Origin of the sequence: Nocardia sp. NBC_00565 (assembly GCF_036345915.1) — a bacterium.
In the GTDB taxonomy this organism is placed as follows: domain Bacteria; phylum Actinomycetota; class Actinomycetes; order Mycobacteriales; family Mycobacteriaceae; genus Nocardia.
The window spans coordinates 8,979,863-9,004,912 of the sequence record NZ_CP107785.1 but is presented as its reverse complement, the minus strand read 5'-3'; the positions used below and the strand labels follow the sequence as shown (position 1 = coordinate 9,004,912).

At 66.4% G+C, this 25,050-nt stretch carries 28 protein-coding genes; 17 read left to right on the top strand and 11 right to left on the bottom strand.

Features of this window, described 5'->3' with window-relative positions:
• The first annotated feature begins 48 nt into the window (after positions 1–48).
• Positions 49–828 carry a purine-nucleoside phosphorylase gene (locus OG874_RS41190; RefSeq protein ID WP_330252432.1) on the top strand — a complete coding sequence of 260 codons (780 nt, stop codon included), beginning with the start codon at positions 49–51 and terminating at the stop codon, positions 826–828.
• Positions 829–2,325, top strand: a complete 1,497-nt coding sequence (locus tag OG874_RS41185) for a phospho-sugar mutase (RefSeq protein WP_330252431.1) — start codon at positions 829–831, stop codon at positions 2,323–2,325.
• A gap of 10 nt (positions 2,326–2,335) precedes the next feature.
• On the opposite strand, the gene upp is transcribed toward OG874_RS41185, so the two are convergent.
• Positions 2,336–2,959, bottom strand: coding sequence for a uracil phosphoribosyltransferase (gene upp, locus OG874_RS41180; RefSeq protein ID WP_330252430.1), 624 nt, complete (start codon positions 2,957–2,959; stop codon positions 2,336–2,338).
• A 154-nt stretch (positions 2,960–3,113) separates the two neighbouring features.
• Here upp and OG874_RS41175 point away from each other — a divergent pair, with 154 nt between their 5' ends.
• From OG874_RS41175 to OG874_RS41155, 5 genes are all read left to right on the top strand, one after another.
• On the top strand, positions 3,114–3,422 hold the full coding sequence (locus OG874_RS41175) for a hypothetical protein (RefSeq protein WP_330252429.1): 309 nt from the start codon (positions 3,114–3,116) through the stop codon (positions 3,420–3,422).
• A 4-nt stretch (positions 3,423–3,426) separates the two neighbouring features.
• Positions 3,427–4,545: a C40 family peptidase gene (locus tag OG874_RS41170; RefSeq protein ID WP_330252428.1), complete on the top strand. Its 1,119-nt coding sequence runs from the start codon at positions 3,427–3,429 to the stop codon at positions 4,543–4,545.
• Positions 4,546–4,565: 20 nt separating this feature from the next.
• Positions 4,566–4,916: a hypothetical protein gene (locus OG874_RS41165; RefSeq protein WP_330252427.1), complete on the top strand. Its 351-nt coding sequence runs from the start codon at positions 4,566–4,568 to the stop codon at positions 4,914–4,916.
• A gap of 147 nt (positions 4,917–5,063) precedes the next feature.
• Positions 5,064–5,411: a YbaB/EbfC family nucleoid-associated protein gene (locus OG874_RS41160; protein WP_330252426.1), complete on the top strand. Its 348-nt coding sequence runs from the start codon at positions 5,064–5,066 to the stop codon at positions 5,409–5,411.
• Positions 5,412–5,437: 26 nt separating this feature from the next.
• A complete protein-coding gene (locus tag OG874_RS41155; protein WP_330252425.1) occupies positions 5,438–6,697 on the top strand; it encodes a primosomal protein in 1,260 nt (419 codons plus the stop codon).
• Positions 6,698–6,756: 59 nt separating this feature from the next.
• Here OG874_RS41155 and OG874_RS41150 read toward each other — a convergent pair whose 3' ends face one another.
• A complete protein-coding gene (locus tag OG874_RS41150) occupies positions 6,757–7,854 on the bottom strand; it encodes an adenosine deaminase (protein ID WP_330252424.1) in 1,098 nt (365 codons plus the stop codon).
• 316 nt (positions 7,855–8,170) lie between these two features.
• Complete coding sequence (locus OG874_RS41145; protein WP_330252423.1) at positions 8,171–9,457, bottom strand: thymidine phosphorylase; 1,287 nt, start codon at positions 9,455–9,457, stop codon at positions 8,171–8,173.
• 122 nt (positions 9,458–9,579) lie between these two features.
• On the opposite strand from OG874_RS41145, the gene OG874_RS41140 reads away from it, so the two are divergent.
• Complete coding sequence (locus OG874_RS41140) at positions 9,580–9,822, top strand: hypothetical protein (RefSeq protein ID WP_330252422.1); 243 nt, start codon at positions 9,580–9,582, stop codon at positions 9,820–9,822.
• 22 nt (positions 9,823–9,844) lie between these two features.
• Here OG874_RS41140 and OG874_RS41135 read toward each other — a convergent pair whose 3' ends face one another.
• Positions 9,845–10,246 (bottom strand): cytidine deaminase, encoded by a 402-nt coding sequence (locus OG874_RS41135; RefSeq protein ID WP_330252421.1) that lies wholly within the window; start codon positions 10,244–10,246, stop codon positions 9,845–9,847.
• 292 nt (positions 10,247–10,538) lie between these two features.
• On the opposite strand from OG874_RS41135, the gene sdhC reads away from it, so the two are divergent.
• The 4 genes from sdhC (at position 10,539) to OG874_RS41115 (ending at position 14,154) form a co-directional block, all read left to right on the top strand.
• Positions 10,539–10,937, top strand: a complete 399-nt coding sequence (sdhC, locus tag OG874_RS41130; RefSeq protein WP_330252420.1) for a succinate dehydrogenase, cytochrome b556 subunit — start codon at positions 10,539–10,541, stop codon at positions 10,935–10,937.
• 152 nt (positions 10,938–11,089) lie between these two features.
• On the top strand, positions 11,090–11,521 hold the full coding sequence (locus OG874_RS41125) for a succinate dehydrogenase hydrophobic membrane anchor subunit (RefSeq protein ID WP_330252419.1): 432 nt from the start codon (positions 11,090–11,092) through the stop codon (positions 11,519–11,521).
• A 108-nt stretch (positions 11,522–11,629) separates the two neighbouring features.
• Positions 11,630–13,381 (top strand): succinate dehydrogenase flavoprotein subunit, encoded by a 1,752-nt coding sequence (sdhA, locus tag OG874_RS41120; protein ID WP_330257631.1) that lies wholly within the window; start codon positions 11,630–11,632, stop codon positions 13,379–13,381.
• Positions 13,381–14,154 (top strand): succinate dehydrogenase iron-sulfur subunit, encoded by a 774-nt coding sequence (locus tag OG874_RS41115; RefSeq protein WP_330252418.1) that lies wholly within the window; start codon positions 13,381–13,383, stop codon positions 14,152–14,154. The genes sdhA and OG874_RS41115 overlap by 1 nt, the downstream gene beginning before the upstream one ends.
• Positions 14,155–14,241: 87 nt before the next feature.
• On the opposite strand, the gene OG874_RS41110 is transcribed toward OG874_RS41115, so the two are convergent.
• A complete protein-coding gene (locus OG874_RS41110) occupies positions 14,242–14,925 on the bottom strand; it encodes a JAB domain-containing protein (protein WP_330252417.1) in 684 nt (227 codons plus the stop codon).
• 36 nt (positions 14,926–14,961) lie between these two features.
• On the opposite strand from OG874_RS41110, the gene OG874_RS41105 reads away from it, so the two are divergent.
• Complete coding sequence (locus tag OG874_RS41105; protein WP_330252416.1) at positions 14,962–15,147, top strand: alpha/beta hydrolase; 186 nt, start codon at positions 14,962–14,964, stop codon at positions 15,145–15,147.
• Positions 15,148–15,162: 15 nt separating this feature from the next.
• On the opposite strand, the gene OG874_RS41100 is transcribed toward OG874_RS41105, so the two are convergent.
• Positions 15,163–15,366, bottom strand: a complete 204-nt coding sequence (locus tag OG874_RS41100) for a type II toxin-antitoxin system VapB family antitoxin (RefSeq protein WP_330252415.1) — start codon at positions 15,364–15,366, stop codon at positions 15,163–15,165.
• A gap of 120 nt (positions 15,367–15,486) precedes the next feature.
• Here OG874_RS41100 and OG874_RS41095 point away from each other — a divergent pair, with 120 nt between their 5' ends.
• The 3 genes from OG874_RS41095 (at position 15,487) to OG874_RS41085 (ending at position 17,855) form a co-directional block, all read left to right on the top strand.
• Positions 15,487–16,047, top strand: a complete 561-nt coding sequence (locus OG874_RS41095; RefSeq protein ID WP_330252414.1) for a DUF4396 domain-containing protein — start codon at positions 15,487–15,489, stop codon at positions 16,045–16,047.
• 127 nt (positions 16,048–16,174) lie between these two features.
• On the top strand, positions 16,175–17,092 hold the full coding sequence (locus tag OG874_RS41090) for a phenylalanine 4-monooxygenase (protein WP_330252413.1): 918 nt from the start codon (positions 16,175–16,177) through the stop codon (positions 17,090–17,092).
• A 91-nt stretch (positions 17,093–17,183) separates the two neighbouring features.
• Positions 17,184–17,855 carry an ester cyclase gene (locus OG874_RS41085; protein WP_330252412.1) on the top strand — a complete coding sequence of 224 codons (672 nt, stop codon included), beginning with the start codon at positions 17,184–17,186 and terminating at the stop codon, positions 17,853–17,855.
• A gap of 9 nt (positions 17,856–17,864) precedes the next feature.
• On the opposite strand, the gene OG874_RS41080 is transcribed toward OG874_RS41085, so the two are convergent.
• On the bottom strand, positions 17,865–18,491 hold the full coding sequence (locus OG874_RS41080) for a TetR family transcriptional regulator (protein WP_330252411.1): 627 nt from the start codon (positions 18,489–18,491) through the stop codon (positions 17,865–17,867).
• Positions 18,481–20,025 carry an MFS transporter gene (locus OG874_RS41075; RefSeq protein WP_330252410.1) on the bottom strand — a complete coding sequence of 515 codons (1,545 nt, stop codon included), beginning with the start codon at positions 20,023–20,025 and terminating at the stop codon, positions 18,481–18,483. The genes OG874_RS41080 and OG874_RS41075 overlap by 11 nt, the downstream gene beginning before the upstream one ends.
• 137 nt (positions 20,026–20,162) lie before the next feature.
• On the opposite strand from OG874_RS41075, the gene OG874_RS41070 reads away from it, so the two are divergent.
• On the top strand, positions 20,163–21,449 hold the full coding sequence (locus tag OG874_RS41070; protein ID WP_330252409.1) for a D-alanyl-D-alanine carboxypeptidase family protein: 1,287 nt from the start codon (positions 20,163–20,165) through the stop codon (positions 21,447–21,449).
• 134 nt (positions 21,450–21,583) lie between these two features.
• Here OG874_RS41070 and yhjD read toward each other — a convergent pair whose 3' ends face one another.
• From yhjD to OG874_RS41055, 3 genes are all read right to left on the bottom strand, one after another.
• Positions 21,584–22,603, bottom strand: a complete 1,020-nt coding sequence (gene yhjD, locus OG874_RS41065) for an inner membrane protein YhjD (protein WP_330252408.1) — start codon at positions 22,601–22,603, stop codon at positions 21,584–21,586.
• 66 nt (positions 22,604–22,669) lie between these two features.
• Positions 22,670–23,704 (bottom strand): tryptophan--tRNA ligase, encoded by a 1,035-nt coding sequence (gene trpS, locus OG874_RS41060; RefSeq protein WP_330252407.1) that lies wholly within the window; start codon positions 23,702–23,704, stop codon positions 22,670–22,672.
• A gap of 21 nt (positions 23,705–23,725) precedes the next feature.
• Positions 23,726–24,658, bottom strand: coding sequence for an oxygenase MpaB family protein (locus OG874_RS41055; protein ID WP_330252406.1), 933 nt, complete (start codon positions 24,656–24,658; stop codon positions 23,726–23,728).
• Positions 24,659–25,050: the final 392 nt, after the last annotated feature.

Sequence of the window (25,050 nt, the reverse complement as noted above, 5' to 3'; positions counted from 1 at the left end):
CCGCGAACACGCCGCGCCGCAGGCGCGGCCAAAAGATACAGTGTGGTCATGCTTGCCGAACAGGCCGCGAAGGCGATCGCCGAACGTACGGGAGTGCCGCGTCACCGGGTTGCGGTGGTGCTCGGCTCGGGGTGGCAGGAGGCGGCCGCGGAGATCGGCACGGCGTCCGCGTCGGTGCCGATGCCGGAGCTGCCCGGGTTCGGGACGCCGAGCGCGCAGGGGCATGTCGGGATGGTGCATTCGGTGGCCGTCGACGATACCCCGGTATTGCTGCTGATGGGACGTCAGCATCTGTACGAGGGGTATCAGCCGAGCGATGTCGTGCATCCGGTGCGCGCGGCGATCGCGGCGGGCGCGGAAACCGTGGTGCTCACCAATGCCGCGGGCGGAATCCGGGATGGGCTGTACGTCGGTGAGCCGGTGCTGATCGGCGACCATCTCAATCTCACCGGCCGCACGCCGTTGACCGGGGCGACCTTCGTCGACCTCGTGGACGCGTGGGATCCCGAATTACGCGCGCTGGCAAGGGAAATCGACCCGAGTCTGACCGATGGCGTATACGCGGGCCTGACCGGACCGCAGTACGAAACCCCCGCCGAGATCCGGATGCTGCGCACCATGGGCGCGGATCTGGTCGGCATGTCGACTGTGCTGGAGGTGATCGCGGCCCGAGCGCTCGGCGCGAAGGTGCTCGGCATCTCGCTGGTCACCAATCTCGCCGCGGGCGTCACCGGTGCGCATCTGTCCCATGCCGAGGTACTCGCCGAAGGACATGCGGCCGCACCGCGATTGGGCAAACTGCTGCGCGGCGTACTGGAACGGCTCTAGATGCTGCGCTTCGGCACCGCCGGGCTGCGCGGGCCGTTGCGGGACGGCCCCGACGGGATGAACCCGACCACCGTGAGCAGGGCGACGGCGGGACTCGCCGATTGGCTGCGCGACCGCTGTCTCGGCGGCGGCGCGGTGGTCGTCGGCCGCGACGCGCGGCACGGCTCCGCCGAGTTCGCCATCGCCACCGCGGAAATCTTTGCCGCCGCGGGCTTTCCGGTGACACTGCTGCCGCGCCCACTGCCCACGCCGATCGTCGCCTACGCGGTGCGTGAACTGGGAGCCGTTGCCGGAGTACAGATCACCGCATCGCACAATCCCGCGACGGACAACGGCTACAAGGTGTACCTGGACGGCGGCGCGCAGCTGATCGCCCCGGCCGATACCGAGATCGAGCGCTGCATCGAGGCGGTCGGCGAGCCGATCGCCCGCACGCCGGTCACCCCCGCCGACGATGGCCTGGTGCGTCGCTACCTCGAGCGGGTGGCCCGGCTGCCCGAGCTGATCGGTGGTCCCGGCGAACGCGCCGACGTCCGAATCGTATTGACCCCGTTGCACGGTGTCGGCGGCGACACTGCCGTCGCAGCCCTTGCCGCGGCGGGATTCCAGCATGTGCACGTCGTCGGTGAACAGTTCGCACCGGACGCCGACTTCCCCACTGTCGCCTTCCCGAATCCCGAAGAGCCCGGAGCCACCGACCTCTTACTCGGCACCGCAACCCGAATCGGCGCGGATATCGCTATCGCGCTCGACCCGGATGCCGATCGCTGTGCCATCGGGATCCCGGACGGCGACGGCGGGTGGCGCATGCTGCGCGGGGACGAAACCGGCGTAATCCTCGGTGATTGCGTGCTGCGGACCGCACCACCGTCCGCGTTGGTGGCCACCACGATCGTGTCCTCGCGGCTGCTCTCGAAACTCGCCGCCGCCCGTGGCGCCAGGTACGCCGAAACCCTGACCGGCTTCAAATGGCTGGCCCGCGCGGGCGACGGCCTGGTCTACGCCTACGAGGAAGCCATCGGCCACTGCGTGGACCCGGCCACCGTCCGCGACAAGGACGGCATCTCCGCGGCGGTACTCGCCGCCGACCTCGTCGCCCGGCTGAAGGCCGCGGGCCGCACCCTCGCCGACGAACTCGACGACTACGCGGTCGAATTCGGCCTGCACGCCACCGATCAAGTCGCGCTGCGCCTGCCGGATCCGGCCGCCGCCGCGAACGTGGTCGACCGGCTGCGCGCCGCGCCGCCCGGCGAGATCGCCGGCGAGCCGGTCAAATACACCGATCTGCTGCAGGTGCGCGGCCGAATGCGCACCGACGCACTGATTTTCGAGGGCGCGGCCGCACGAATCGTGGTCCGCCCGTCCGGCACCGAACCGAAACTCAAGTGCTACCTGGAAGTGGTCGAGCCGGTCGCCGGTCGCGCGGCACTCGCCGCCGCGCGAACAGCGGCCGAGCTACGCCTGACCGAGCTGCGCGCCTTCTGCGGCGGACTCTGACCCGCAACGATCAGCGGGGACCGAATTGGCGGTCGCCCGCATCACCGAGGCCGGGGACGATGTAGGCGTCGGAGTTCAGGCCCGCGTCGACAACGGCGGTGACCAAACGCACCGGCAGACCCGAATCAGCCAGCGCCGCAACGCCTTCGGGTGCGGCGACCACGCAGACCGCGGTGATGTCGGTAGCCCCTCGGGCGGCGAGCAACGCCAAGGTGTGGCGCATCGAACCGCCGGTGGCCAGCATCGGGTCGAGGACGAAGACCGGCAGTTCGGACAGGTCGGCGGGCAGCGACTCCATATAGGGCACCGGCTGGTGGGTCGTTTCGTCGCGGGCGATGCCGACGAAACCGACTCGCGCGTCGGGGATCAGCTCGGCGGCCGCGTCGACCATGCCGAGCCCGGCGCGCAGCACCGGCACCAGCAGCGGCGGCTTGGCCAGGCGCGTGCCATCGGTCTGTGCGACCGGCGTGGTGATCGGGAACCGATCCACCGGCGCCTCGCGCAGCGCCTCGTAGATCAGGATCCCGGTGAGATCGCGTAGTGCCGCACGGAAAGCGGGATTGGGCGTGCGCGCATCGCGCATCGTCGTCAGCAGGGCAGCGGCGAGTGGATGGTCCACGGTGTGCGTGCGCATGAGGGAACGATAAGGTCGAATTCGAGTTCGGCGGCGTTCCTCCACCCGAATTTTTTTCGAACGGCTGGAACCGATCGGTAAGGCAGCGCGTCGAACTAGGTAGATGACGTACTCTGCCTGGGAACAAACAGATGGGGGAAGCACTATGCGAAAGATGTCGGCCGACACCGAGGGCATCACCGCCTACGGCGCGACCGCCGGGGCCATGTCCGGTGATCTCGCGGCCGCCGGGGTGAGCGCCGCGGCCGCCGATCCCACGCTGCTGGGTCCCATCATGGGTTTGATCGGCGGTGATTTCATGGCCGCCTACGCCGCGGCGCACGCCGGGCACGTCGCGTCGATCGGCCAATTGTCGGCGGTGCTCGCGAGTGTCGGCGGCACGGCCGTCGGCTCGGCCGTCGTACTCGAGGAAACCGACCTGAACAATGCCGCCGGGCTGAACGCCACCGGACTGGACGGGTGACGCGGTGATCGACGTCAGCGCCCTGGTCCAGCCACTGCTCGACCTGCTCTCCAGCTTCGGTACCGGCGTCCTGCCCACCGGCGGACCCGCCGACGCACTGACCTCCACCTCGTCCGCCGTCGACCAGGTGCACGCGCTCGGCCGCAACAGCATCAACCAGGTGAATACCGCGTGGGACGGCGCGGCCGCCGATGCCGTCACCGCGAAGGCGCTGCGGGTGCAGACTTCCGCCGCCACCATTTCCGACCGCGGCAACGATATGGCTACCGTCGTGAATCAGGCTGCCGCCCAGGTCGAATCGGGCCAGAAGGATCTCAACGGGATCGTCCAGTCGTTCGTGAACCAGGCCACCAGTCTCGGCCCCGCACTCGCCACACCGGCGGGTCTGACGGTGCTCGTCGGCTCCGCGATCGATCACATCGGCCAGGGTCTGAATGTCGTCGGCCGCGTGCGCAACGAGCTGGATACCCAGACCGCGTCGATGAACGAGTTGACCCCCGCGCCGTCGACGCCGTCGCTGTCCAATGTCGCCAGCACGGCAAGCACCGCCACCCAGGGCGTTTCACAGTTGACCTCGACGGTCGGCAGCGTCGCGAGCGGTGCGGGCGGCATGCTGAGCAGTCTGATGAGCACGGCGAGCAAGAGCGCGACCACCTCGACCGCCGCCGCGACCAAACCGGGCACGTCCAACTCGGGCACTACGAGTTCGCCGACGACCACAGGCAAGGGCGTCAAGATCACGCTGCCCGACGGCAGCGTCGTCGAGGCGCCGAACGAGAAGGCCGCGACCGCGGTCCGCTCGGCGATCGGCGCCGTCGGCACGCCCTACGTGTGGGGTGGCAATACGCCCGGCTCCGGACTCGACTGCAGCGGTCTCACCAAATATGCCTATGGCGAAGCGGGCGTCGACCTGCCCCGGCTGGCCCAGGAGCAGGGCAACGGCCATATGCAGGTCTCGCCGGGTGATCTGATGCCGGGCGATCTGGCCGTCTGGGATGGCCATGTCGCGATGGTGGTCGGCAACGGGCAGTTCGTCGAGGCCGGTAATCCGGTCCAGATCAGCTCGGTTCGAACGGACAACATGGGTATGAACTTCTATGGCTTCTACCGGCCGACCTCATGAGTGAGCGGAGCGAACGAAACATGTCTGAGCCCCAGACACCACCGATACCCAATGTCACGGTGGCGTCGAGCAGCAACCGATCGGGCACCATCTCGGTCCGCGCCACCGATCAGGGCATGCCGATCGAGATCAAGTTCGAGCGCAGCGAATACCGTTACGGCGCGCAGACTCTGGCCGACGAGATCCTGCGGCTCACCAAGCGCTCCACCGTCGCCGCGCGGGCACGCCGCCGCGAGTTGCTCGCCGAGGCGGGGATGCCCGCCGACATCCTGGACAAGCTCGGACTGCCCACCCGCCAGGCCGCGGTGGACGAGCTGGACCGGATCGATGACGCGGACACGGGACCGACTAGCTGGATGAGGCCGGTATGAGCGAACAAACAATCAACACAGCTGCCCCAGCAGTCATGCCGGAGCCGAGCGGCAGCGAGGCGCGGGCATGAGTGAGCGAAGCGAGCGAACAATCAACACAGCTGCCCCAGCAGTCATGCCGGAGCCGAGCGGCAGCGAGGCGCGGGCATGAGTGCTGAGATGGACGCGCTGGTCGCGAACGCGACGGCGAAGCTCGAGGCGTTGGAGGCCGCGCTGTACGGCCTCAAGCAGGTGCACGGCCGGTTCCGCACCGAGGACGGCACGGTCGGCGTCGAGGTCAACAGCGATGGCGCATTGGTCGCGCTGACCCTGTCGGAGTCGGTCACCTCGCTGCCGCCAGCCGAGGTCGGACAGCTGATCGTCTGGGCCTGTCGGCAGGCCGCCGAGGACGCGGGCGACCAGCGATCGAAGGTCGTTGCGACACTGAACGAGTCGTTCGCACCTGCGCCGGATGGCGCCTCCGGCAGTGTTGGGGGCGGGCCGGATAGTCACTGACACGGAAGGTCGATAGGCTTCCGCACATGGCTTCTGGAGACATCGTCCCGATCGAGCTCGGCCTGACCGACGGCGATCTCGTCACCCTGTGGGCACCGCGCTGGCGCGACGGTGACGACGAGTGGGAGGCGTTCCTCGGACATGAGGACTCCCTCTATGGTTTCGAGAGCGTTGCCGAGCTGGCCGCGTTCATCCGGACCAACTCCGATAACGACCTCGTCGACCATCCCGCGTGGAAAGTCGTGGCCGGGTTGTCGGCGGCGGAACTGGAGCCGGAGGAGAACTTCACCTTCGATCTGGTCGGCGTGCCGGAGCTGGTCGCGAGCGATCCCGATGTGGACATCATCGGCGAGCTCGACGACACGCTCAGCATGGTTCGCAATATCGGTGAGGTGTGCGAGCTGGAGACGGTGACCAAGTTCTTCGGGTCCCATCCGGTGGTCGGCGCGCTGGCCAGCGGTGTGAGCGCGTTCGTCGGGCGCGATGGCGAAGAGCTGTGGGATCAGATCGGCGCGGCCATCGCCAAGGGTTGGGACGATGTCCTCGACGCCATCGACTCCGTGGTGCAGACCCCCGAGGTCGATGCCGAGGCCGTCGCGGTCGCGGAGGCCGAGTTGCTCGCCGCGGAGGAGAACGTCGTCGACGCCGACGATGTGGCCGACAGCGAAGAGGAAGAGGAATTCGAAACCGTCGACCTCGATGCGGACGACGAAGACGAGGACGCCGACGAGGACGAGTCGTTCTGGCACGAGGTCGGCATCGACCCGGTCAAGATCGTCACCTCCGACGGCACCTACTTCACACTGCGCTGCTACCTCGACGACGAGCCGATTTTCCTGGGCAAGGACGGCGACATCACCGTCTTCGGCTCCGAACGCGCGTTGGCCCGCTACCTGGCCGATGACCACGAGCACGAGCTGGCGCGGGTGAGCACCTACACCGATGTGCAGACCGCCGCCGTTGACGGTTCCCTCGAGGTCGAGGTCACCGACGAGAACGTCTACGTGCTGCCCGGTCTGGCCGACGATCTGGGCGAAGGCCCGGAGGCAGTGGATATCGAACAGCTCGATCTGGCGGTCGAGTTGTTCAGCGACGCCGCCGACTACGCCGATGACGATGCGGTGGAGCAGGCGCTGGCCCAGTCCACCCCGCTCGGCTGGTACGTCTCCTACCTGCTGAACCCGGACCCGACCCGGCTGGCCCCGAACCCGCCGTTCGACGCGGAGGCGAAGAGCTGGCGCGAACTCGAGCGCAACTTCGAGTCCCGGCTCACCCCGCACAAGTAGCCTCGCGGCCTCGTGCGCATCCAGATCACGGATGCGCACGAAACCTGTTGTCGCGCTGCCTATCCCAGCATGACCGCGTAGCCGGGCTTGATGATGTCGTCGATGATGCGCAGGCGGTCGGGGAAGGGGATGAACGCCGATTTCATCGCGTTGATGGTGAAGCGCTCGAGGTCGCTCCAGCCGTAGCCGAAGGTGTCGACCAGCTTGAGCATTTCCTGGCTCATGCTGGTGTCGCTCATCAGGCGATTGTCGGTGTTGACCGTCACGCGGAAGCGCAGCCGCGCGAGCAGGTCGAACGGGTGCTTGTCCAGCGCGGGCACCGCACCGGTCTGCACGTTCGAGGACGGACAGAGCTCGAGCGGAATTCGCATGTCCCGCACGTAGTTCGCGACCAGACCGAGTTGGGCGTCCTCGATCGAGCCGGGCACGGCAATGTCGTCGGTGATGCGCACGCCGTGGCCGAGTCGATCGCAGCCACAGAACGCCAGCGCCTCGTGGATCGACGGCAGCCCGAACGCCTCGCCTGCGTGAATGGTGAAGTGCGCGCTGTTGGCCCGCATGTACTCGAACGCGTCCAAGTGCCGGCTGGGCGGGAAGCCCGCCTCGGCGCCCGCGATATCGAAGCCGCCGACGCCACGGTCGCGCCAGCGCACGGTGAGTTCGGCGATCTCCCGCGAGCGCGCGGCATGCCGCATGGCGGTGAGCAGGCAGATCACCACGATCGGGTGGCCCGCGGCCGCCGCTGCCGCCTCGCCCTCGCGGAATCCGGCGAGAGTGTGCTCGACCACCTCGTCGAGGGTCAGGCCGAACTCCAGATGCTGTTCCGGCGCGAACCGGATCTCGGCGTAGACCACGCCGTCGGCGGCCAGGTCCTGCGCGCATTCGCGGGCGACGCGGCGCAGCCCCTCGGGTGTCTGCATCACGGCGACGGTGTGCGCGAAGGTCTCCAGGTAGAGCTCGAGCGAGCCGCTGTCGGCCGCGTCACGGAACCACGCGCCCAGCGCGGCTTCGTCGGTAGCGGGTAGATCGTCGTAACCGCAATCGGCGGCGAGCTCCAATACGGTCGCGGGCCGCAGACCACCGTCGAGGTGATCGTGCAGCAGCGCCTTGGGAGCTTGGCGGATCGAGGCAAGGGTCAAAGGCATCGGTCCTGTCATGACCACACGTTAGCCGCACATCCGGGTCGCCGCGCCTGTGATTGCCCTCTCCGATGCTCGGCTCCGAGATATTGACCGCATATCGCCCCCTCGAGTCGACAATCGGGCGGTCGTGCCGTAGTCGAAGCGACCACTCGTCCGGTTTTCACCGCCACCCGAATAGACGGCCGGAGCAGGCACTTTCCCAGCGAATCCGGCGATTCAGCCGGATTCCGGCGAAGAGTGCACGCTCAGAGCAGATTCGAGCACACCCGGGTGCGTCGTAATCCGACCGGTTTGATTGCTCCGAGGATGCCGGAGGGCAAGCCCCGACGGATCAGGCGCCGATTCGGTCCAAAACCAATACGGGCGCAGGCCGACGCTCGGCACCGATCGTGAACGCGCCGTCGAGAGCCGCGAGCGCGCCCGGAAAGGCTTCCGGAGTATCGGTGTGCAAGGTGAGCAGCGGTTGGCCCGCGATGATGGAATCGCCTGGTTTGGCGTGCATTTCGATGCCGGCCCCGGCCTGTACCGGATCGCCCTGTCGCGCGCGGCCCGCGCCGAGTCGCCATGCCGCGATGCCGACACCCATTGCGTCGAGCCGGGTCAGCACGCCATCGCTCTCGGCACGCACGATCTCGGTGTGTTTCGCCACAGGCAACGCCGCGTCGGGGTCGCCGCCCTGGGCACGCACCATCGCACGCCAGTGGTCCATCGCGCGGCCGTCGGCGAGCACATCGGCCGGGTCGATATCGATTCCGGCCTGGGCGACCATCTCCCGCGCCAGGGTGAGGGTGAGTTCGACGATATCGGCGGGACCGCCGCCTGCCAGCACGTCCACCGACTCGGCGACCTCGAGTGCATTACCCGCGGTGCGCCCGAGCGGGGTGTCCATCGCGGTCAGCAACGCCACCGTCCGCACTCCCGCATCGGTGCCGAGTTCGACCATCGCCGTTGCCAATTCGCGCGCGCCGTCCATGGTCTTCAGGAATGCGCCGGAACCGACCTTCACATCGAGCACCAGCGCGGCGGTGCCCTCAGCGATCTTCTTGCTCATGATCGAGCTGGCGATCAGTGGGATCGATTCGACCGTGCCGGTCACATCACGCAGCGCGTACAACCGCTTGTCCGCGGGCGCCAGATCCGCGCCCGCCGCGCACACCACGGCACCAATACCAGGGTCCGAAAGAATCTCCCGCATCCGCGACACCGGAACATCGGCCCGCCACCCGGGAATCGCCTCTAGTTTGTCCAGGGTGCCGCCGGTATGCCCGAGCCCGCGCCCCGACAATTGCGGCACCGCGGCCCCGCACGCCGCGACCAATGGCGCCAGCGGCAACGTGATCTTGTCCCCCACCCCACCGGTCGAATGTTTGTCCACCGTCGGCCGCCGCAGATCCGTGAATTCCATCCGCCGCCCCGAGGCGATCATCGCCGCAGTCCACCGCGCCGTCTCCCGCCGCGTCATTCCCCGCCACACAATGGCCATCGCCAACGCCGCCATCTGCTCGTCTGCGACCGCCCCCGTGGTGAATCCATCCACCACCCAATCGATCTGCGCATCCGACAACTCCCCGCCGTCGCGCTTGGTGGTAATGACCGAAACCGCGTCCACTGCCGTCACACCGGCCAGTCTGGCACGGACACGCTCGCCCCCTGGTTCCCGTCAGTGGGTTCCGATAGCCTCGCCACATCATTCGAAGCGAGGTAGGGGGAGCATTGACGTTCGCACACATGGACCGGCGCGTGGCAAAGCTCGAGTCTCGGGTCGGCGACGTCGAGACATGCCATAGCGAGTCCATCTACAAACTGACCAGAAGCGCCGTGAAGAGCGACATCGTCGAAGATCGCCTCATCGACGGCGTGAACGCTGTAGGACGCGGAATCGGACTGATCATGGAGCACATGGGACTCGCTCCGATCGATCTCCCGATCATCGCTGCCCCGTCCGAAGCCGAGATCGACGCCAAGCTCGAAGACGAGTACTGACCGAACGCATCGCCACCGGTCGTCACATCTGCCCGGCGTCCAGGTCGTAAGGACCGAAAGCGTCGGGCAGTAACTCACGCAGTGCGATGGGACCGCCCTTGTGGTCCACCAGGAGATCGGCCCCGCCGTGTTCGTACAACAGCTGACGGCAGCGCCCACACGGCATCAGGATTTGGCTTCGGGAATCGGTTACCGAGACGGCGATCAAGCGTCCCCCGCCGCCGGAAATCAAGTTACCGATGAGTACGCATTCGGCGCACAGGCCCAATCCATATGAGACATTTTCCACATTGCAGCCGCTCACAATTCGGCCGGCAGAGCTGAGAGCCGCCGCGCCGACGGGGAAACGGGAGTATGGCGCATAGGCGTTATGCATAACTTGAATGGCATTGGCGCGCAATATATTCCAGTCGATTTCTGACATCGGCGACCTCCCGTGAACCGGCCCGAACGAGGGCGCGCGAGGACCGCCGCACAACCCTTTACACATCAAGAAAGGTAAACCTAACTCGGCCGACTGTAGCGCAACGCACGGCACGCCGAATTAGTTCCGGCATTCGGAGGGGATTAGAGTCCAGAACAGATCGGTTCAGGTTCCCGGCGGCGGCCCCGCGCTTACGGAACAAAGCGCAGCCACCTGGGCATTTGCCCCCTCCAGGCAGTCGGCAAGGGACCTGCGACCGGGTCCATCAACGACGTTGGAGGCACCGCACTCTATGACCACGATAGAAGCTCCGGCACAGCCGAAGCGGAAGACGCTGTACCGAGGCGACCCCGGAATGTGGTCCTGGGCGCTGCACCGGATCACCGGTGTCACCATCTTCTTCTTCCTCTTCGTGCACGTCCTGGACACCGCGCTGGTTCGGGTCAGCCCCGACACCTACAACCGCGCCATCGAGACCTACAAGAACCCCATCGTCGCCCTGATGGAGATGGGTCTTGTCGTCTGTGTGCTGTTCCACGCGCTCAACGGCGTCCGCGTGATCCTGGTCGACTTCTGGGGCAAGGGCCCCAAGTACCAGAAGACGATGCTCTGGGTCATTCTCGCCATCTGGTTCGTGCTGGTGGTTCCGGCGATCGGCCGCCAGTTCTTCTACCTCTTCACGGAGCACTGACATGAGCGAGCGAACAATGAACACAGCCGCCAGTGCGGTCATGCCGGAGCCGAGCGCCAGCGAGGTGCAGGCATGAGCGAGCGAAGCGAGCGAACAATGAACACAGCCGCCAGTGCGGTCATGCCGGAGCCGAGCGCCAGCGAGGTGCAGGCATGAGCGCACCTGTTCTCGGTAAGTCGTACGACCGGCCCGCCAGCCTGGACCTTCCTCGCTCGCCGCGCGCCCGCTCGAACAACAACTTCGAGAAGTACGCGTGGCTGTTCATGCGCTTCTCCGGCCTGCTGCTGATCGTGCTGGTCCTGGGCCACATGACGATCATGCTGCTGCTCGACGGCGGCGTGAAGCGCCTGAACTTCGCCTTCGTGGCGGGCCGCTGGTCCAGCCCGTTCTGGCAGTTCTGGGATCTCACCATGCTCTGGCTGGCCCAGCTACACGGCGGCAACGGCCTGCGCACCGTGATCGCGGACTACTCCCGCAAGGACTCGACCCGCTTCTGGCTGAACACCGCGCTGGCCATCTCGATGATCCTCGTGGTGGGCGTGGGCACCTACGTCATCTTCACCTTCGACCCCAACATCAGTTAGGAACAGGCCAACTCCGATGAGTGAGCGCAGCGAACGAATCCTCGACACAGCGTGTTCCACACATGCCGGAGCCGAGCGCAGCGAGGTGGAGGCATGAGTGAATCCCGGATTCAGGAGCATCGCTACGACGTCGTCATCGTCGGTGCCGGTGGCGCCGGTATGCGCGCGGCGATCGAGGCCGGTCCCCGGGCCCGCACAGCCGTCCTGACGAAGCTCTACCCGACCCGCAGCCACACCGGTGCGGCGCAGGGTGGCATGTGCGCCGCACTGGCCAATGTCGAAGAAGACAACTGGGAATGGCACACCTTCGACACCGTCAAGGGTGGTGACTACCTGGTCGACCAGGACGCCGCGGAGATCATGGCCAAGGAGGCCATCGACGCGGTGATGGACCTGGAGAAGATGGGCCTGCCGTTCAACCGGACGCCCGAGGGCAAGATCGACCAGCGGCGCTTCGGCGGCCACACCCGCGATCACGGCAAGGCTCCGGTCCGCCGTGCGTGCTATGCCGCCGACCGCACCGGCCACATGATCCTGCAGACGCTCTACCAGAACTGCGTCAAGCACGACGTGGAGTTCTTCAACGAGTTCTACGTGCTCGACCTGGTCATGTCCGAGACCGACCGTGGTCCGGTCGCCACCGGCGTGGTCGCCTACGAGCTGGCCACCGGCGAACTGCACGTCTTCCATGCGAAGTCGATCATCTTCGCCACCGGCGGCTCGGGCCGGATGTACAAGACCACCTCGAACGCGCATACGCTGACCGGCGACGGTATGGCGATCGTGTTCCGCAAGGGTCTGCCGCTGGAGGATATGGAATTCCACCAGTTCCATCCGACAGGCCTGGCCGGCCTCGGCATCCTGATCTCGGAGGCCGTCCGCGGTGAGGGCGGCATCCTGCGCAACGCCAGCGGTGAGCGCTTCATGGAGCGCTACGCCCCCACCATCAAGGACCTCGCGCCGCGTGACATCGTCGCCCGCTCGATGGTGCTCGAGGTGCTCGAGGGCCGCGGCGCCGGACCGAACAAGGACTACGTCTACATCGACGTGACCCACCTCGGCGAGGATGTGCTCGAGGAGAAGCTGCCCGACATCACCGAATTCGCCCGCACCTACCTGGGTGTGGACCCGGTGACCGAACTGGTGCCGGTCATGCCGACCTGTCACTACGTGATGGGTGGTATCCCGACCAAGATTCGCGGCGAGGTGCTGCGCAACAACACCGATGTGGTGCCCGGGCTGTACGCCGCGGGTGAGTGCGCGTGCGTCTCGGTGCACGGCTCCAACCGGCTCGGCACCAACTCGCTGCTGGATATCAACGTCTTCGGCCGCCGCTCCGGCATCGCCGCCGCGGAGTACGCCCAGCGCACCGAATTCGTCGACATGCCGGAGAACCCGACCCGGATGGTGCAGGACTGGCTGGCGCTGATCCTGTCCGATCACGGCAACGAGCGCGTCGCCGATATCCGCACCGAACTGCAGTACACGATGGATATGAACGCCGCCGTGTTCCGCACCGAGGACACCCTCAAGCAGGCGCTCACCGATATCCACGCGCTCAAGGACCGCTACACCCGGATCACCGTGCAGGACAAGGGCAAGCGCTACAACAGCGATTTGCTCGAGGCCCTCGAGCTCGGCTTCCTGCTGGAGCTGGCCGAGGTCACCGTGGTCGGTGCGCTCAATCGCAAGGAATCACGCGGCGGCCACGCCCGCGAGGACTATCCGGACCGCGACGACGTCAACTTCATGCGGCACACCATGGCCTACAAGGAGGGCGCGGAGCTCATCTCCGATATCCGCCTCGACTTCAAGCCGGTGGTGCAGACCCGCTACGAGCCGATGGAGCGTAAGTACTGATGACTGCCGTACTCGAGAACACACCTCCGGCCAAGGCCGCACCGGTCCCCGAGGGCTCGGTCATGGTCACCGTCAAGGTCGCCCGGTTCAACCCGGAGGACGACAAGGGCGCGCACTGGGAGTCGTTCCAGGTGCCGGTCCTGCCGACCGACCGCTTCCTGAACGTGCTCATCTACATCAAGTCCTACCTGGACGGCACGCTCACCTTCCGTCGCTCCTGCGCGCACGGTGTGTGCGGTTCCGATGCCATGCGGATCAACGGTGTGAACCGGCTGGCCTGCAAGGTGCTGATGAAGGACATGCTGCCCAAGGGCGGCAAGTCCATCACCATCACCGTCGAGCCGATCCGCGGCCTTCCGGTGGAGAAGGACCTCGTGGTCAACATGGAGCCGTTCTTCGACGCGTTCCGTGCCGTGAAGCCCTACCTGATGACCTCGGGTAACGAGCCGACCCGCGAGCGCATCCAGAGCCAGGCCGACCGCGCCCGGTTCGACGACACCACCAAGTGCATCCTGTGCGCCTGCTGCACCACCTCCTGCCCCGTGTACTGGAGCGACGGCAGCTACTTCGGCCCGGCCGCGATCGTGAACGCACACCGCTTCATCTTCGACAGCCGTGACGAAGGCGCCCGCGAACGCCTCGACATCCTCAACGACGTCGAAGGCGTCTGGCGCTGCCGCACCACCTTCAACTGCACCGACGCCTGCCCCCGCGGCATCGAAGTCACCAAAGCCATCCAGGAAGTCAAGCGCGCCCTGCTCTTCGCCCGCTGACACCCCGGCTCGCACAAAGGCCGCCTCCATCGAAAGATGCGGGCGGCCTTCGTCGTTGCACTGAAACCACCACCGCGACAGTCGGTTTCATTCGCAGGAACGGATCAGGGGGGTGGCGCTGGCCCAGACCTCACCGGCGATCACCACGTGGTCGAGGAAGCGCAGGCCGACGGTGCGGGCGGATTCGATCAGCAGGGTGGTGGCGCGGCGGTCGTCGAAACTGGGGGCCGGATCGCCGGAGGGGTGATTGTGTACGACGGCGAAGGCGCGACCGTCGTGGCGTAGCACGGTGTTCAGGATTTCGCGGACCGGGACGGCGACCTGGTCGATAGCGCCCTCGGCCACGAAGACCTTCTGCCGCAACCGATTCTGGGCATCGCACACCAGCACGAGCAGCCGTTCCACCCGGGCACCCGCGAACAGCGGCAGCGCGATCCGGACGACATCGGCGGCGCCGTCCAGTCGCGGTGCGGTATCGGGACTGTTGCGTGCCCGGGTGCCGAGGTGGAAGGCGGCGATGATCGCGGCGGCCTTCGCCACGCCGACACCGGCCCGCCGCGACAATTCCTCAGGGCGCGCGGACGCCAAACCGGCGATGCCGCCGTGTTCGGCGAGTAATTCGGCGGCCATTTCCAATGCGCTCGCACCGGGACGGCCCTGGCCGAGCAGCAACGCGAGCAACTCGCTGTCGCTGAGCGCATGCGGCCCCAGGGTGAGCAGTCGTTCCCGCGGTCGTTGACCGAAGGGCAGGCTGGCAATGGGTACCGACATCAAATCCCCCTCGAATGCGGTGCGATCCATCGGATCATGCCAGCACCCACCGACAGGTCGGTTGTCGAGTTGGACCGTCGCGTCCGCGCCCTGGTCACCTACGAAGGCATCCGACACGGTTCGTTCCTGGACGGCGTCGAGTGTGTCGACGAACCGGTCCTGAAATACCTCATCGAGCTGTCGTCGCCCGCCGACGGTCTGCGGTGCGCCCACGCCCAGTAGCGCTCCGGTGGCGACCTATTCGGCCACCGTGATCACCTCCGGTCCGGGCAGGGCGCACAACACGCCGGAGGCCAAGCGCTCCAGGTGGTGAAGTTGCCGCTCGTGCACAACGATTCGGCGCAGCGCCTCGTTGATGGTGGCGTTGCTCGTCGACGTACCCATAATGGCGGCCGCGGCGGCGAGCAATTTCTGGTCGAGATCGATCCGCACGGTTTTCATGCGCCCTCCTTCGTACGTTCGCCATATTGCGTCATGGAGCCCGCTCATGTCCGGCAAATAGGGCACAACGCCACAATCCAGCATGTTGACTCATTACCCTACGGGGGTATAGTTCACCGCATGGAGCACGCGCATGGAAAACCCCGCGATCACCACGAACATGCCGGGCACGCAGGACATTCCGCGCAGCTGACGGACACCGCGCACACCGCTCGAGCAAATATCGGGCAGCACGCTCCGGCGTCCTGGCGGATGGCCGCGCAGGCCACCCTGCACTGCCTCACCGGCTGCGCGATCGGCGAAATCCTCGGCATGGTGATCGGCACCGCACTCGGCTGGAACAACACCGCGACCATGGTGCTGGCAATCGTCCTGGCATTCTTCTTCGGCTACCTGCTGACCATGCGTGGCGTCCTGAAGGCGGGTCTGCCGCTGGCCGCCGCCGTCACCACCGCGCTGGCCGCCGACACCGTCTCGATCACCGTCATGGAGATCGTCGACAACGCCGTCATCCTGGCCGTACCCGGCGCCATGGACGCACATCTTGACACCGTCATGTTCTGGGCGACGCTGGCCTTCTCCCTGGTGGTCGCGTTCGTGCTCACCACGCCGGTGAACAAGTGGATGATCGGCCGCGGCAAAGGCCACGCGGTAGTGCATTCACTGCACGCCCACCACTGATCAGCTCGCCGCGGCAAAGCCCGGTCCGCCGCCGGTAATCGCCCGAGAAAGCCGACTCAACTAGGCAGTTTGACCACCTGGTCGGGCTTTTGTTGTCGCAACGGCCAAGCGGTGCTTGCATCGAGATATGTTCACCGAAGCTCAGCTGTACTCGCCGGTGACCCGGTCCGGCGATGGCGATGTCATGGTGCACCTGAGCGACGAGCACCCCGGTGTGCACGACCCGGATTACCGGGCCCGCCGCAACGCGATCGCCGCGATGGCGCTGGACTACGCACCGGGTAAGCCACTGCCGCATATCGACTACACCGATGCCGAACAGCAGGTGTGGCGGATCGTCTCGGCGGAACTGGCCCGCAAACACCAGAAGTACGCGTGCACCGAGGTGCTCGAAGCCGCCGCCCGGCTCGCGCTACCGGGCGATCACATCCCGCAACTCGGCGAGGTCTCCGCGGCCCTGACCCCACTGACCGGATTTCGCTACGTCCCCGCGGCCGGCCTGGTGCCACTGCGCGAGTTCTTCGGCTCGTTCGCCGACCGGATATTCCACTCCACCCAGTACATTCGGCATCACTCGGCACCGCTGTACACGCCGGAACCCGATGCCATCCACGAGATCATCGGGCACGCCAATCAGATCGCCAGCCCGCGCTTCGCCGTCATCTACGAGACGGCCGGCGCGGCCGTCGCCCGACTGACCACCGAGACGGCGCTGAAGTTTCTCGCCGACGTGTTCTGGTTTTCGATGGAATTCGGCGTGGTCCGCGATGGCGACGAAATCCGTTGCTATGGTGCGGGATTGCTGTCCTCATTCGGCGAGATCGAGGAGTTCCGGCACGCGGAACTGCGCCCACTCGACGTCGCCGCGATGGGCACCGCCGTCTACGACATCACCCACTACCAACCGATTCTGTATTGCGCGCAATCGATTTCGGAGATCGAGGATGTGATCGGCGGATTCTTCGCCACCATGGACGACGACGCACCGCTGCGCGCACTACGCGATCGACGGGGCGCAAACTCGAATGTTGCTGGGGCACATTAGCGTTCACGACTGTTTCACATATAGCGACAATCGTCCGGCCGACTGTTAGCCTGCCTCGGAGTTCGATCTCTTCGAAGGGGCGAGAGCCGAGATGACAGTTGATACAACGGATTCCACACCAGAGACACCGCTGTGGTTGCGGGGCCGAGACGCGGTGGTCGCGGCCGCGGCGGCCGAGGATTGGCGCGATGGCGCACCCGATTACCACCTGACCAAGGAAATCGTGCCGCGCGAGCGCACCACCGACCACGCGGCGGGTTCGCTCGAGGCCATCGTCGAGGATCTGGTACGGGTCTTCGAGATGGAGGTCTCACACAAGAAGGATCCGGCGAAGTGGGTATCGCTGGTGGCCGAGTACTACCGCGGCCGGGTCAACGGCGGACCATGGCGCAACGCCGAGGAGTTCGCCAGAATCGGCAGCTACAACATCCTGATCGGCGACAACCCGTACTACGAGGTCGAGAAGGAGACCTTCGAGTCCTCGCACGAGACCTTCCACACCGCATTCCCGAACGGCTTCTTCTGGGAGGTGCTCGAGGTGCTCGCCGGACCGCCCGCGGTCACCTTCCGCTGGCGGCACTGGGGCCACTACGACGGCAAGTACAAGGGCAACCAGCCCACCGGTGAGCTGATCGAGATGTACGGCATGACGATTGCCCGGGTCAGCGACGACCTGCGCATTCTCGAACTCGAGCACTTCTACGACAACAACAAGCTGCTCGGGCCGCTGGCGCACGGGTGCCCGGTCACCAAGTCCGCCTAGATGTATCGATCAGGGCTGCTGCTCGGTAGGCACGGACTTGCCGAGCGGCAGCCCTGCTTCGATGAATTCCAATACCCGGCCGATGTTTTCGGCATTCATCGGCGTCATGGTGGTGAGGGCGAGTGCCGCGCCGGTAACCGCGCCAGCCGTTATCCGCACCTCGAAATCGTCAGCGGAACAACCCATATGCTCGGCGAGCAGTTCGGACATCAGGTCGATGCTGCGGCCGTACTCCAAGCCGATGGCAGTGCGCAGTTCGGGCACATGGAACAGCAGCGCCTGACGTTCCTGCTCGAATGCCAGTTCCGCGGGGGGCAGATTCTTGAAAACCTCGGTGACGACCTTGCGGAACGCGGTAAGCGGCGGCAGGTCGCGCGGCTGGGCCCGAAACGCCTCGATCATCACCGGATCGAGATCGTCGGCGAGCACCAACTGTTCCTTGGTCGGAAAGTAGCGGAAGAAGGTGCTCGGCGATACGTCGGCGGCCGCGGCGATCTGCTCGATCGTCGTCTCGCTGTAGCCCTGCTCACGGAACAGCCGGAACGCTTCCACCCGAATCGTCCGGCGGGTCCGTTCCTTCTTCCGCTCACGCAGCCCCTGCGCAGCAGTCCCGGCACCGGGCAATTCAACCGACATGAGTCGATTCTGGCGCATCGACAGTGATCGCCGCGTCAGATGTCGCTTCCGCGCGGTTCTGGGCTGCGGTGGCCCGGCGCGGGAGCACCCACAGCGCGAGCGGCACCGCGACCGCGCAGATGACCGCGCACACCCACAGCATCGCACTCATTCCGCTGGCGAAGGCCGATTGCACCTGCTCCAACATGGCCGCATTGCCGGTGGACTTCGCCACCGCCACGCCGGCATTCACGCTGTCGCCGATCGGGTCGACGTTCAGCGCGCCCAGATCGCCGCGGTACACCGTCGCCAGCACGGTGCCGAGCAATGCCACCGCGATGGTGCCGGCCGCTTGACGCAATGCCTGCACCAATGCCGACCCCATACCCGCGCGGGCCACCTCGAGGTTGTCCAATGCCACCGCCATGCCGACCGGCAAGGCAAGTCCCATACCGGCGCCGGTCAAGCCGACCCAGCAGGCGATGAACCAGTACGACGTTCCCACGGTGGTCAGCGCGCCGAGGCCCAAGCCGAGTGCCAGGGCCGCCAAGCCCAGGGCCACCATGAGCGCTGGTCCCAGTTTCGGCTGTAGCCGATCTCCCAGCCGCGAACCGATCAGCAGCCCGCCGATCATCGGCAGCAGCCGCAGCCCGCTGCCGAGCGCGTCGACACCGAGAACCGCCTGGTAGTACTGCGGCACGGTGAAGAACAGGCCGAACAACCCGAAAGTGATGATCACCGTGAACGCGGCGCCCCAGCGGAAACCGGAGCTCCGGAACAGGCCGAGATCGATCAACGGGAAGCCGGCACGCCGCTGCCACGCGATGAACACCACCACGATCGCGGCGCCACCGAGCAGCGCGCCCCAGCCGAGCCCATTGCCCCAGCCCTTGTCACCGAGCCGAATGAATCCGTAGGTGACGCCGAGCATGCCGAGGATCGACAGCACAACGCCCGGCAAATCCATCGGCCGCTGCTCCGGGTTTCGCGATTCCGGTACCAGGACCGCGACGGCCGCGGCGCCGAGCACCACCATCGGGACATTGATCAGGAACACCGAGCCCCACCAGAAGTTATCGATCAGCCAGCCGCCGAGGATCGGCCCCAGCGGCAACCCGAGTGCGGTCGAGGTGACCCAGATATTCATGGCCTTGGCCCGCTGGGCCGGATCCGAGAAGAGCACCGGCAGCACCGCCAGAGACAGCGGAATCATGACCGCCGCCGCGACGCCGAGCACCACGCGGGCCGCGATGAGCTGACCGGCGGTGGTGGCAAAGGCGCAGGCCAACGAGGCGGCTCCGAACAGCACCAGGGCACCGAGCAGCAGCTTCTTGCGCCCATAGCGGTCACCGAGTGCGCCGGCGGGCAGCATCACGGCCGCGAGCGCCAGCGTGTAGGCGGTGCTGAACCACTGCAGCGCACCGGTATTCGCATTCAGATCGACGGCGAGGGTGGGCAGCGCGACCGTCAGCACGGTCATATCCAGGCCGATGGTCAGCATGGCCACGGCCAGCGCCCCCAGCGCCAGCCAGCGGCGAGTCGAATCTGTCTTCATAACCCCTCCAAAAAATGATAGCTACAGCTTTTTGATGGTAACTCTCATTTAGTAGCTCCTGTCAATAGTTGGCTCGGCACGGCCGCGCGTGTCGCATGTGCGGCCCACCGGGCGCGGGATCAGTAGGCTCGCAGCCGATGAGCATCCGGGACCTTCGCCTCCGCGCCGCCCTCTGCCTCGGGTCGGTACTGGCCATTACGGCCGTGACCTGGGGCCCTGCCGCGACTCCTGCGCAGGCGACACCGTCGACCACGACGCCGTTCAGCACGCCGAATACCGACGGCTGCCCGCAGAAGACGAAGCCGCCCAATCCGATCGACGAATCCGAGGTCCCCGAGCCGGGCCAGCCGACACCGACCCCGCTGTCGGTACCGATTCCGCCGGTCGGCGGCTCCCGGCTCGGCGAGTGCGGTGTGGTCATCCCGCGTGGCGCACCACCAGTGCCGCAGGACATTTCGGCGACCGCGTGGCAGGTGTCGGATCTCGATACCGGCGAGGTGCTCGCGGCCAAGGATCCGCACGGGCGCTACCGGCCCGCCAGCACCATCAAGGTGCTGCTCGCGGCCGTCGCGCTGCGCACCCTCGACCTGAACAAGACCGTCATCGGCACCCAGGAGGACGCGAACGCCGATGGCACCCGGGTCGGCATCGGCCCCGGCGGGCAGTACACCAACCGGCAGCTCATGCAGGCGCTGATCATGGCGTCGGGCAATGACGCCGCACACGCCATCGCCGCGCAGCTCGGCGGCGACGCGGGCACGGTGCAGAAGATGAACGAGCTGGCGAAGTCGCTGTACGCCTTGGACACTCGCACCGCGAGCCCGTCCGGCCTGGACGGTCCCGGCATGAGCACCTCGGCCTATGACCTGTCGGTGCTGTTCCGCGAGGCCATGACCATCCCGCTGTTCGCCGAACTCATCCACACCGAACAGGTCGACTTCCCCGGTTTCCCCAAGGACCCGAAAAACCCTGACGACAAAGACCATCCGGGCTTCCCCATCGCCAACGACAACCACCTGCTCTACGAATACGAGGGCGCGATCGGCGGTAAGACCGGCTTCACCGACGACGCCAGGCAGACCTTCGTCGCCGCCGCCCAACGCGACGGCCGCCGGCTGGTGGTGACGCTGCTGAAAGCCGATGTGCTGCCGCTGCGTCCATGGGAGCAAGCCGCCCGCCTGCTCGACTACGGTTTCGCCCTCCCCAAGACCGCCACCGTCGGCAAGCTCCCCGAGACCACGACCGCAGCCACGAAAGCCACTGCGGGACTGGCCTCCCCACCCCCGAAGGACACCGACCAAACGGCCGAGACCGCAGCCGAACCCGACAACCACGCGGGCACCCGCACCCTGTTCCTCGTCAGCGGCGCCATCCTGATCCTGGCCCTCCTGCTAGGTGCCCGCCGCATCAACCGTCACCGCTAGCCCCGCCGGCGACAAGACGCCGTCGTCGGTGGTGTACCAAGATCCAGCGCGGCCACCGGCCCTTCCAGTGCGGTCCCTCACGTCGTCCGCATTTTCTAGAGCATCCGGGTAGCAGGCAACCGAGCCAGGCGCGGCTAGCGGCGGCGCAGGCCTGACAGGATCAGGGTGGCGAGGGCGCCGGCGCCGAAGTAGGCGGCGCCAGTGCTCATCGAGAAGGTGGGGGTGCTCAGGCGGGGGGTGATGATGGCGGCGGCGGGTGGGGGGATGTCGGGTTCGCGCAGGTTATCGGATGCTGTTGCGGCCCAGGCGGTTGCGAAGAGGATGATCCGATAGGTGATGTAGCTGAACACCATCAGGCCGATGATGGAGCCGAATGCCGCGCCCGCCGGGCTGGTCAGCACGGCTTGCAAATAGATCGACGCGACGTATTTGAAGATTTCGAAGACCACTGCGGCAAGCGCCGCCGCCCGTGCGGCACTGCGGAAGGTGACCGGCTCGCGTGGTAGCCGCGCGATCATCCACGCGAATACCGCCCAGGTGGCGAGGAATCCGAGCAGGATTGTGGTGAGCACCAGCATCAACCGCGCACCGGGCAGTTGGGACAGGTGGAAGGTGATCAGCAGTCGGGCGCCGAGGGTGCTCGATGCCATCGCGGACAGGCCGATGGAAACCACGAACGCCAACCCCAACCCGATCAGCGCGCCGAGGTCGGAGAGCTTGGTGAAGAACCAGTTGCCTTCGGGGCTCTGCTGATCCCACTGCTCGGTCAACGCCGCACGCAGATTCGCCATCCAACCCAGCCCGGTGTAGACACCGACCAGCAGACCCAGCGTGCCAACGGTGCCGCGCGAGCGCACCGCCTGATCGATCAGATCGTTGAGCTGCGTGCCGAGCGATCCCGGAATGTTCTCCACGATCTTGTGCTGCAGATCGGTCAGCACATCCGGATGACCGGACAGTACGAACCCAGCGACCGCGAAGGCGACCATCAACAGCGGAAACAGCGACAGCACCGTGAAATACGTGATCCCGGCGGCGTAGTAGTCGCCACGCTGGCGCTGATACCGCCCACCCGCCCGCACCAGATGATCCAGCCACGGCCGCGACTGGATCCGCCGTTCGAGCGACGCCTTGACATTGTCGATCACCTGCACCTGTCACGCCCCTTCAACAGAGACCGCGGTGTGGATCCGCAAGCGGTCGCTACCGGTGTTCCCCGGCTAGCGCGCCAAAAACCCCACCCGGTCGTAAACCTGCGCCAGGGTGTTGCCGGCGATCTCACGCGCCCGCTCGGCACCGGCGGCGAGAATGCGGTCGAGTTCACCCTGGTCCGCCAGGTACTCTTCCACCTTCGTCCGCAACGGCGTGACAAATTCGACCAGTGCGTCGGCGACGTCGGACTTCAGCTCGCCGTAACCCTTACCCGCATAGTCGCGTTCCAGCGTGACGATCGGTGTACCGCTCAGCGAACTGAGGATCACCAGCAGATTGCTGACCCCCGGCTTTGCTTCCGGGTCGTAGCGGATCTCACGCTCGGTATCGGTGACCGCGGAGCGAATCTTCTTGGCGGTGATCTTCGGATCGTCGAGCAGGTTGATCAGACCGGCATCGGTGGACGCCGACTTGCTCATCTTCGAGGTCGGGTCCTGCAGATCGTAGATCTTCGCGGTGCCCTTGACGATATGCGCCTCCGGCACCACGAACGTCTTCTTGAACCGAGTGTTGAAGCGCTGGGCCAGATTTCGGGTCAGCTCCAGATGCTGGCGCTGATCCTCGCCGACCGGCACCTGATGCGGGCGATAGAGCAGGATGTCCGCGGCCATCAGCACCGGATAGGTGAACAGCCCGACGCTCGCGTTCTCCGCGCCCTGTTTGACCGACTTGTCCTTGAACTGAGTCATCCGGCTGGCCTCGCCGAATCCGGTGATGCAGCTGAGCACCCAGGTCAGCTCGGCGTGCTCGGGCACCTGACTCTGCACGAACAGGGTGGACCGCTTGGGATCGATGCCGATCGCGAGCAGCTGCGCGGCGGCCGCCTTGGTGCGGGCGCGCAGTTCCTTCGGATCCTGGGGCACGGTGATCGCGTGCATGTCCGGGATGAAGTAGAGCGCGTCGTAATCGTCCTGCATGGTCACCCAGTACTGCAGCGCCCCAAGGTAGTTGCCGAGATGAAAGGACGAGCTGGTGGGCTGGATCCCGGACAGCACCCGCTGTTTGCGTTCAGCGGCCGGGGTCGTCTGAGCAGGACTGGACATATCCCGATCTTCGCACGCCCCTCAAGCTGAATTACGCGCCGCCCAGTTGCGCGGGTCGACGCCGGGCATGCTCGGGCGACCGGTGCCGAGAAGTTCGTGTTCGCGCTTGGACACGAGCCGGTACACCGGCGCACTCGGCCCGGCCAGCGTGCCGCGCAGCACCGGCGGTACCAGCGGCGGCGCGATATGCGCGGTGCGCACGCCCCGTGCCAGCGCACGGTACGCGAGCTGCTCGGGCAGTCCCCAGCGCATCTCGTACATCGCGCGGATCCGCGGCGGCAGACTGCCCTGCACCAGCAGGAAGAATGCGGAGGCGACCTGCCGCAGCGGTCTGCGCTGCGGATAGGGCACGCGCTGCCCGGCGAGATACGAGCCGACCAGCCGGGCCTCATCGGTGAGGAACAGCTCATCCGAGGCGAGGTAGGCGTCGAAGGATGTGCGGAACAGCCGGTAGCTGCCGGGCGCGGCCGCACGCGGCATGCCGAACAGCTCGGCCCAGCGGACGTAGTCCTGGTACAGGCCCTCGCGCTCGCCGTCGGTCAGCGGGCGAACCAGCAGATCGTGCATCACCTCGGCGGAGTCGAAGGCGAACGCCATGGTCATGTACATCAAATGCGGGTCGAACGCGGAGTAGCCGGTGCCCGCCGGGTGGTGTGCACCCGCGTCCTCGGGCAGTGCACCGGCCACCTTCGCATGCTTCTTGGCGGTGAAGGCCAGCGCCCGATCCGCCTCGTCCTTGGTGCCGAGGAAGACGGCCTCGAAGAGCTTGCCGGTCAACGCGAGTCGGGTGTACGGGGTCATCCGATGCTCGGTGTTCTCGGCTGTTCCGACATAGAGCAGCGGGTGCACGGCGCCGATGACCAGGGCGCGCTGACCGTAGGTGAGACCCACCGCACGCTTGCTCATGACCCGTCGGGCCATCGAATTGTCGGCGAAGTAGCCGGGCTCGGACATCGCTGCCTCCTCGTTGAGCGCGTGCCGTCGGGTCAACGGGCAGCGGTGATCCGGACTGCCCGCCATCCCGGCGCACGCCGGGATCTACAGCATCTGGCAATAGAATCCCCCAGAATTAGTGATCTGGCAATAGTGTCTGCCAGATATTGTCCGGGCTGGATCCGGGCGCGTCCAACGACCGCATCGGACCGCGATCCGTTCGGCCGCAACCGCACCCGTGCCAGAATCGCAATGTGACAGCATCGCGTAGCGAGTCCACGGGGAGCGGTGGTCGGGCGACGAGTCGGCCAGCATCACGTAGCGACTCCACGGGGAGCGGTGGTCGGGCGACGAGTCGGCCAGCATCACGTAGCGACTCCACGGGGAGCGGTGGTCGGGCAACGAGTCGGCCA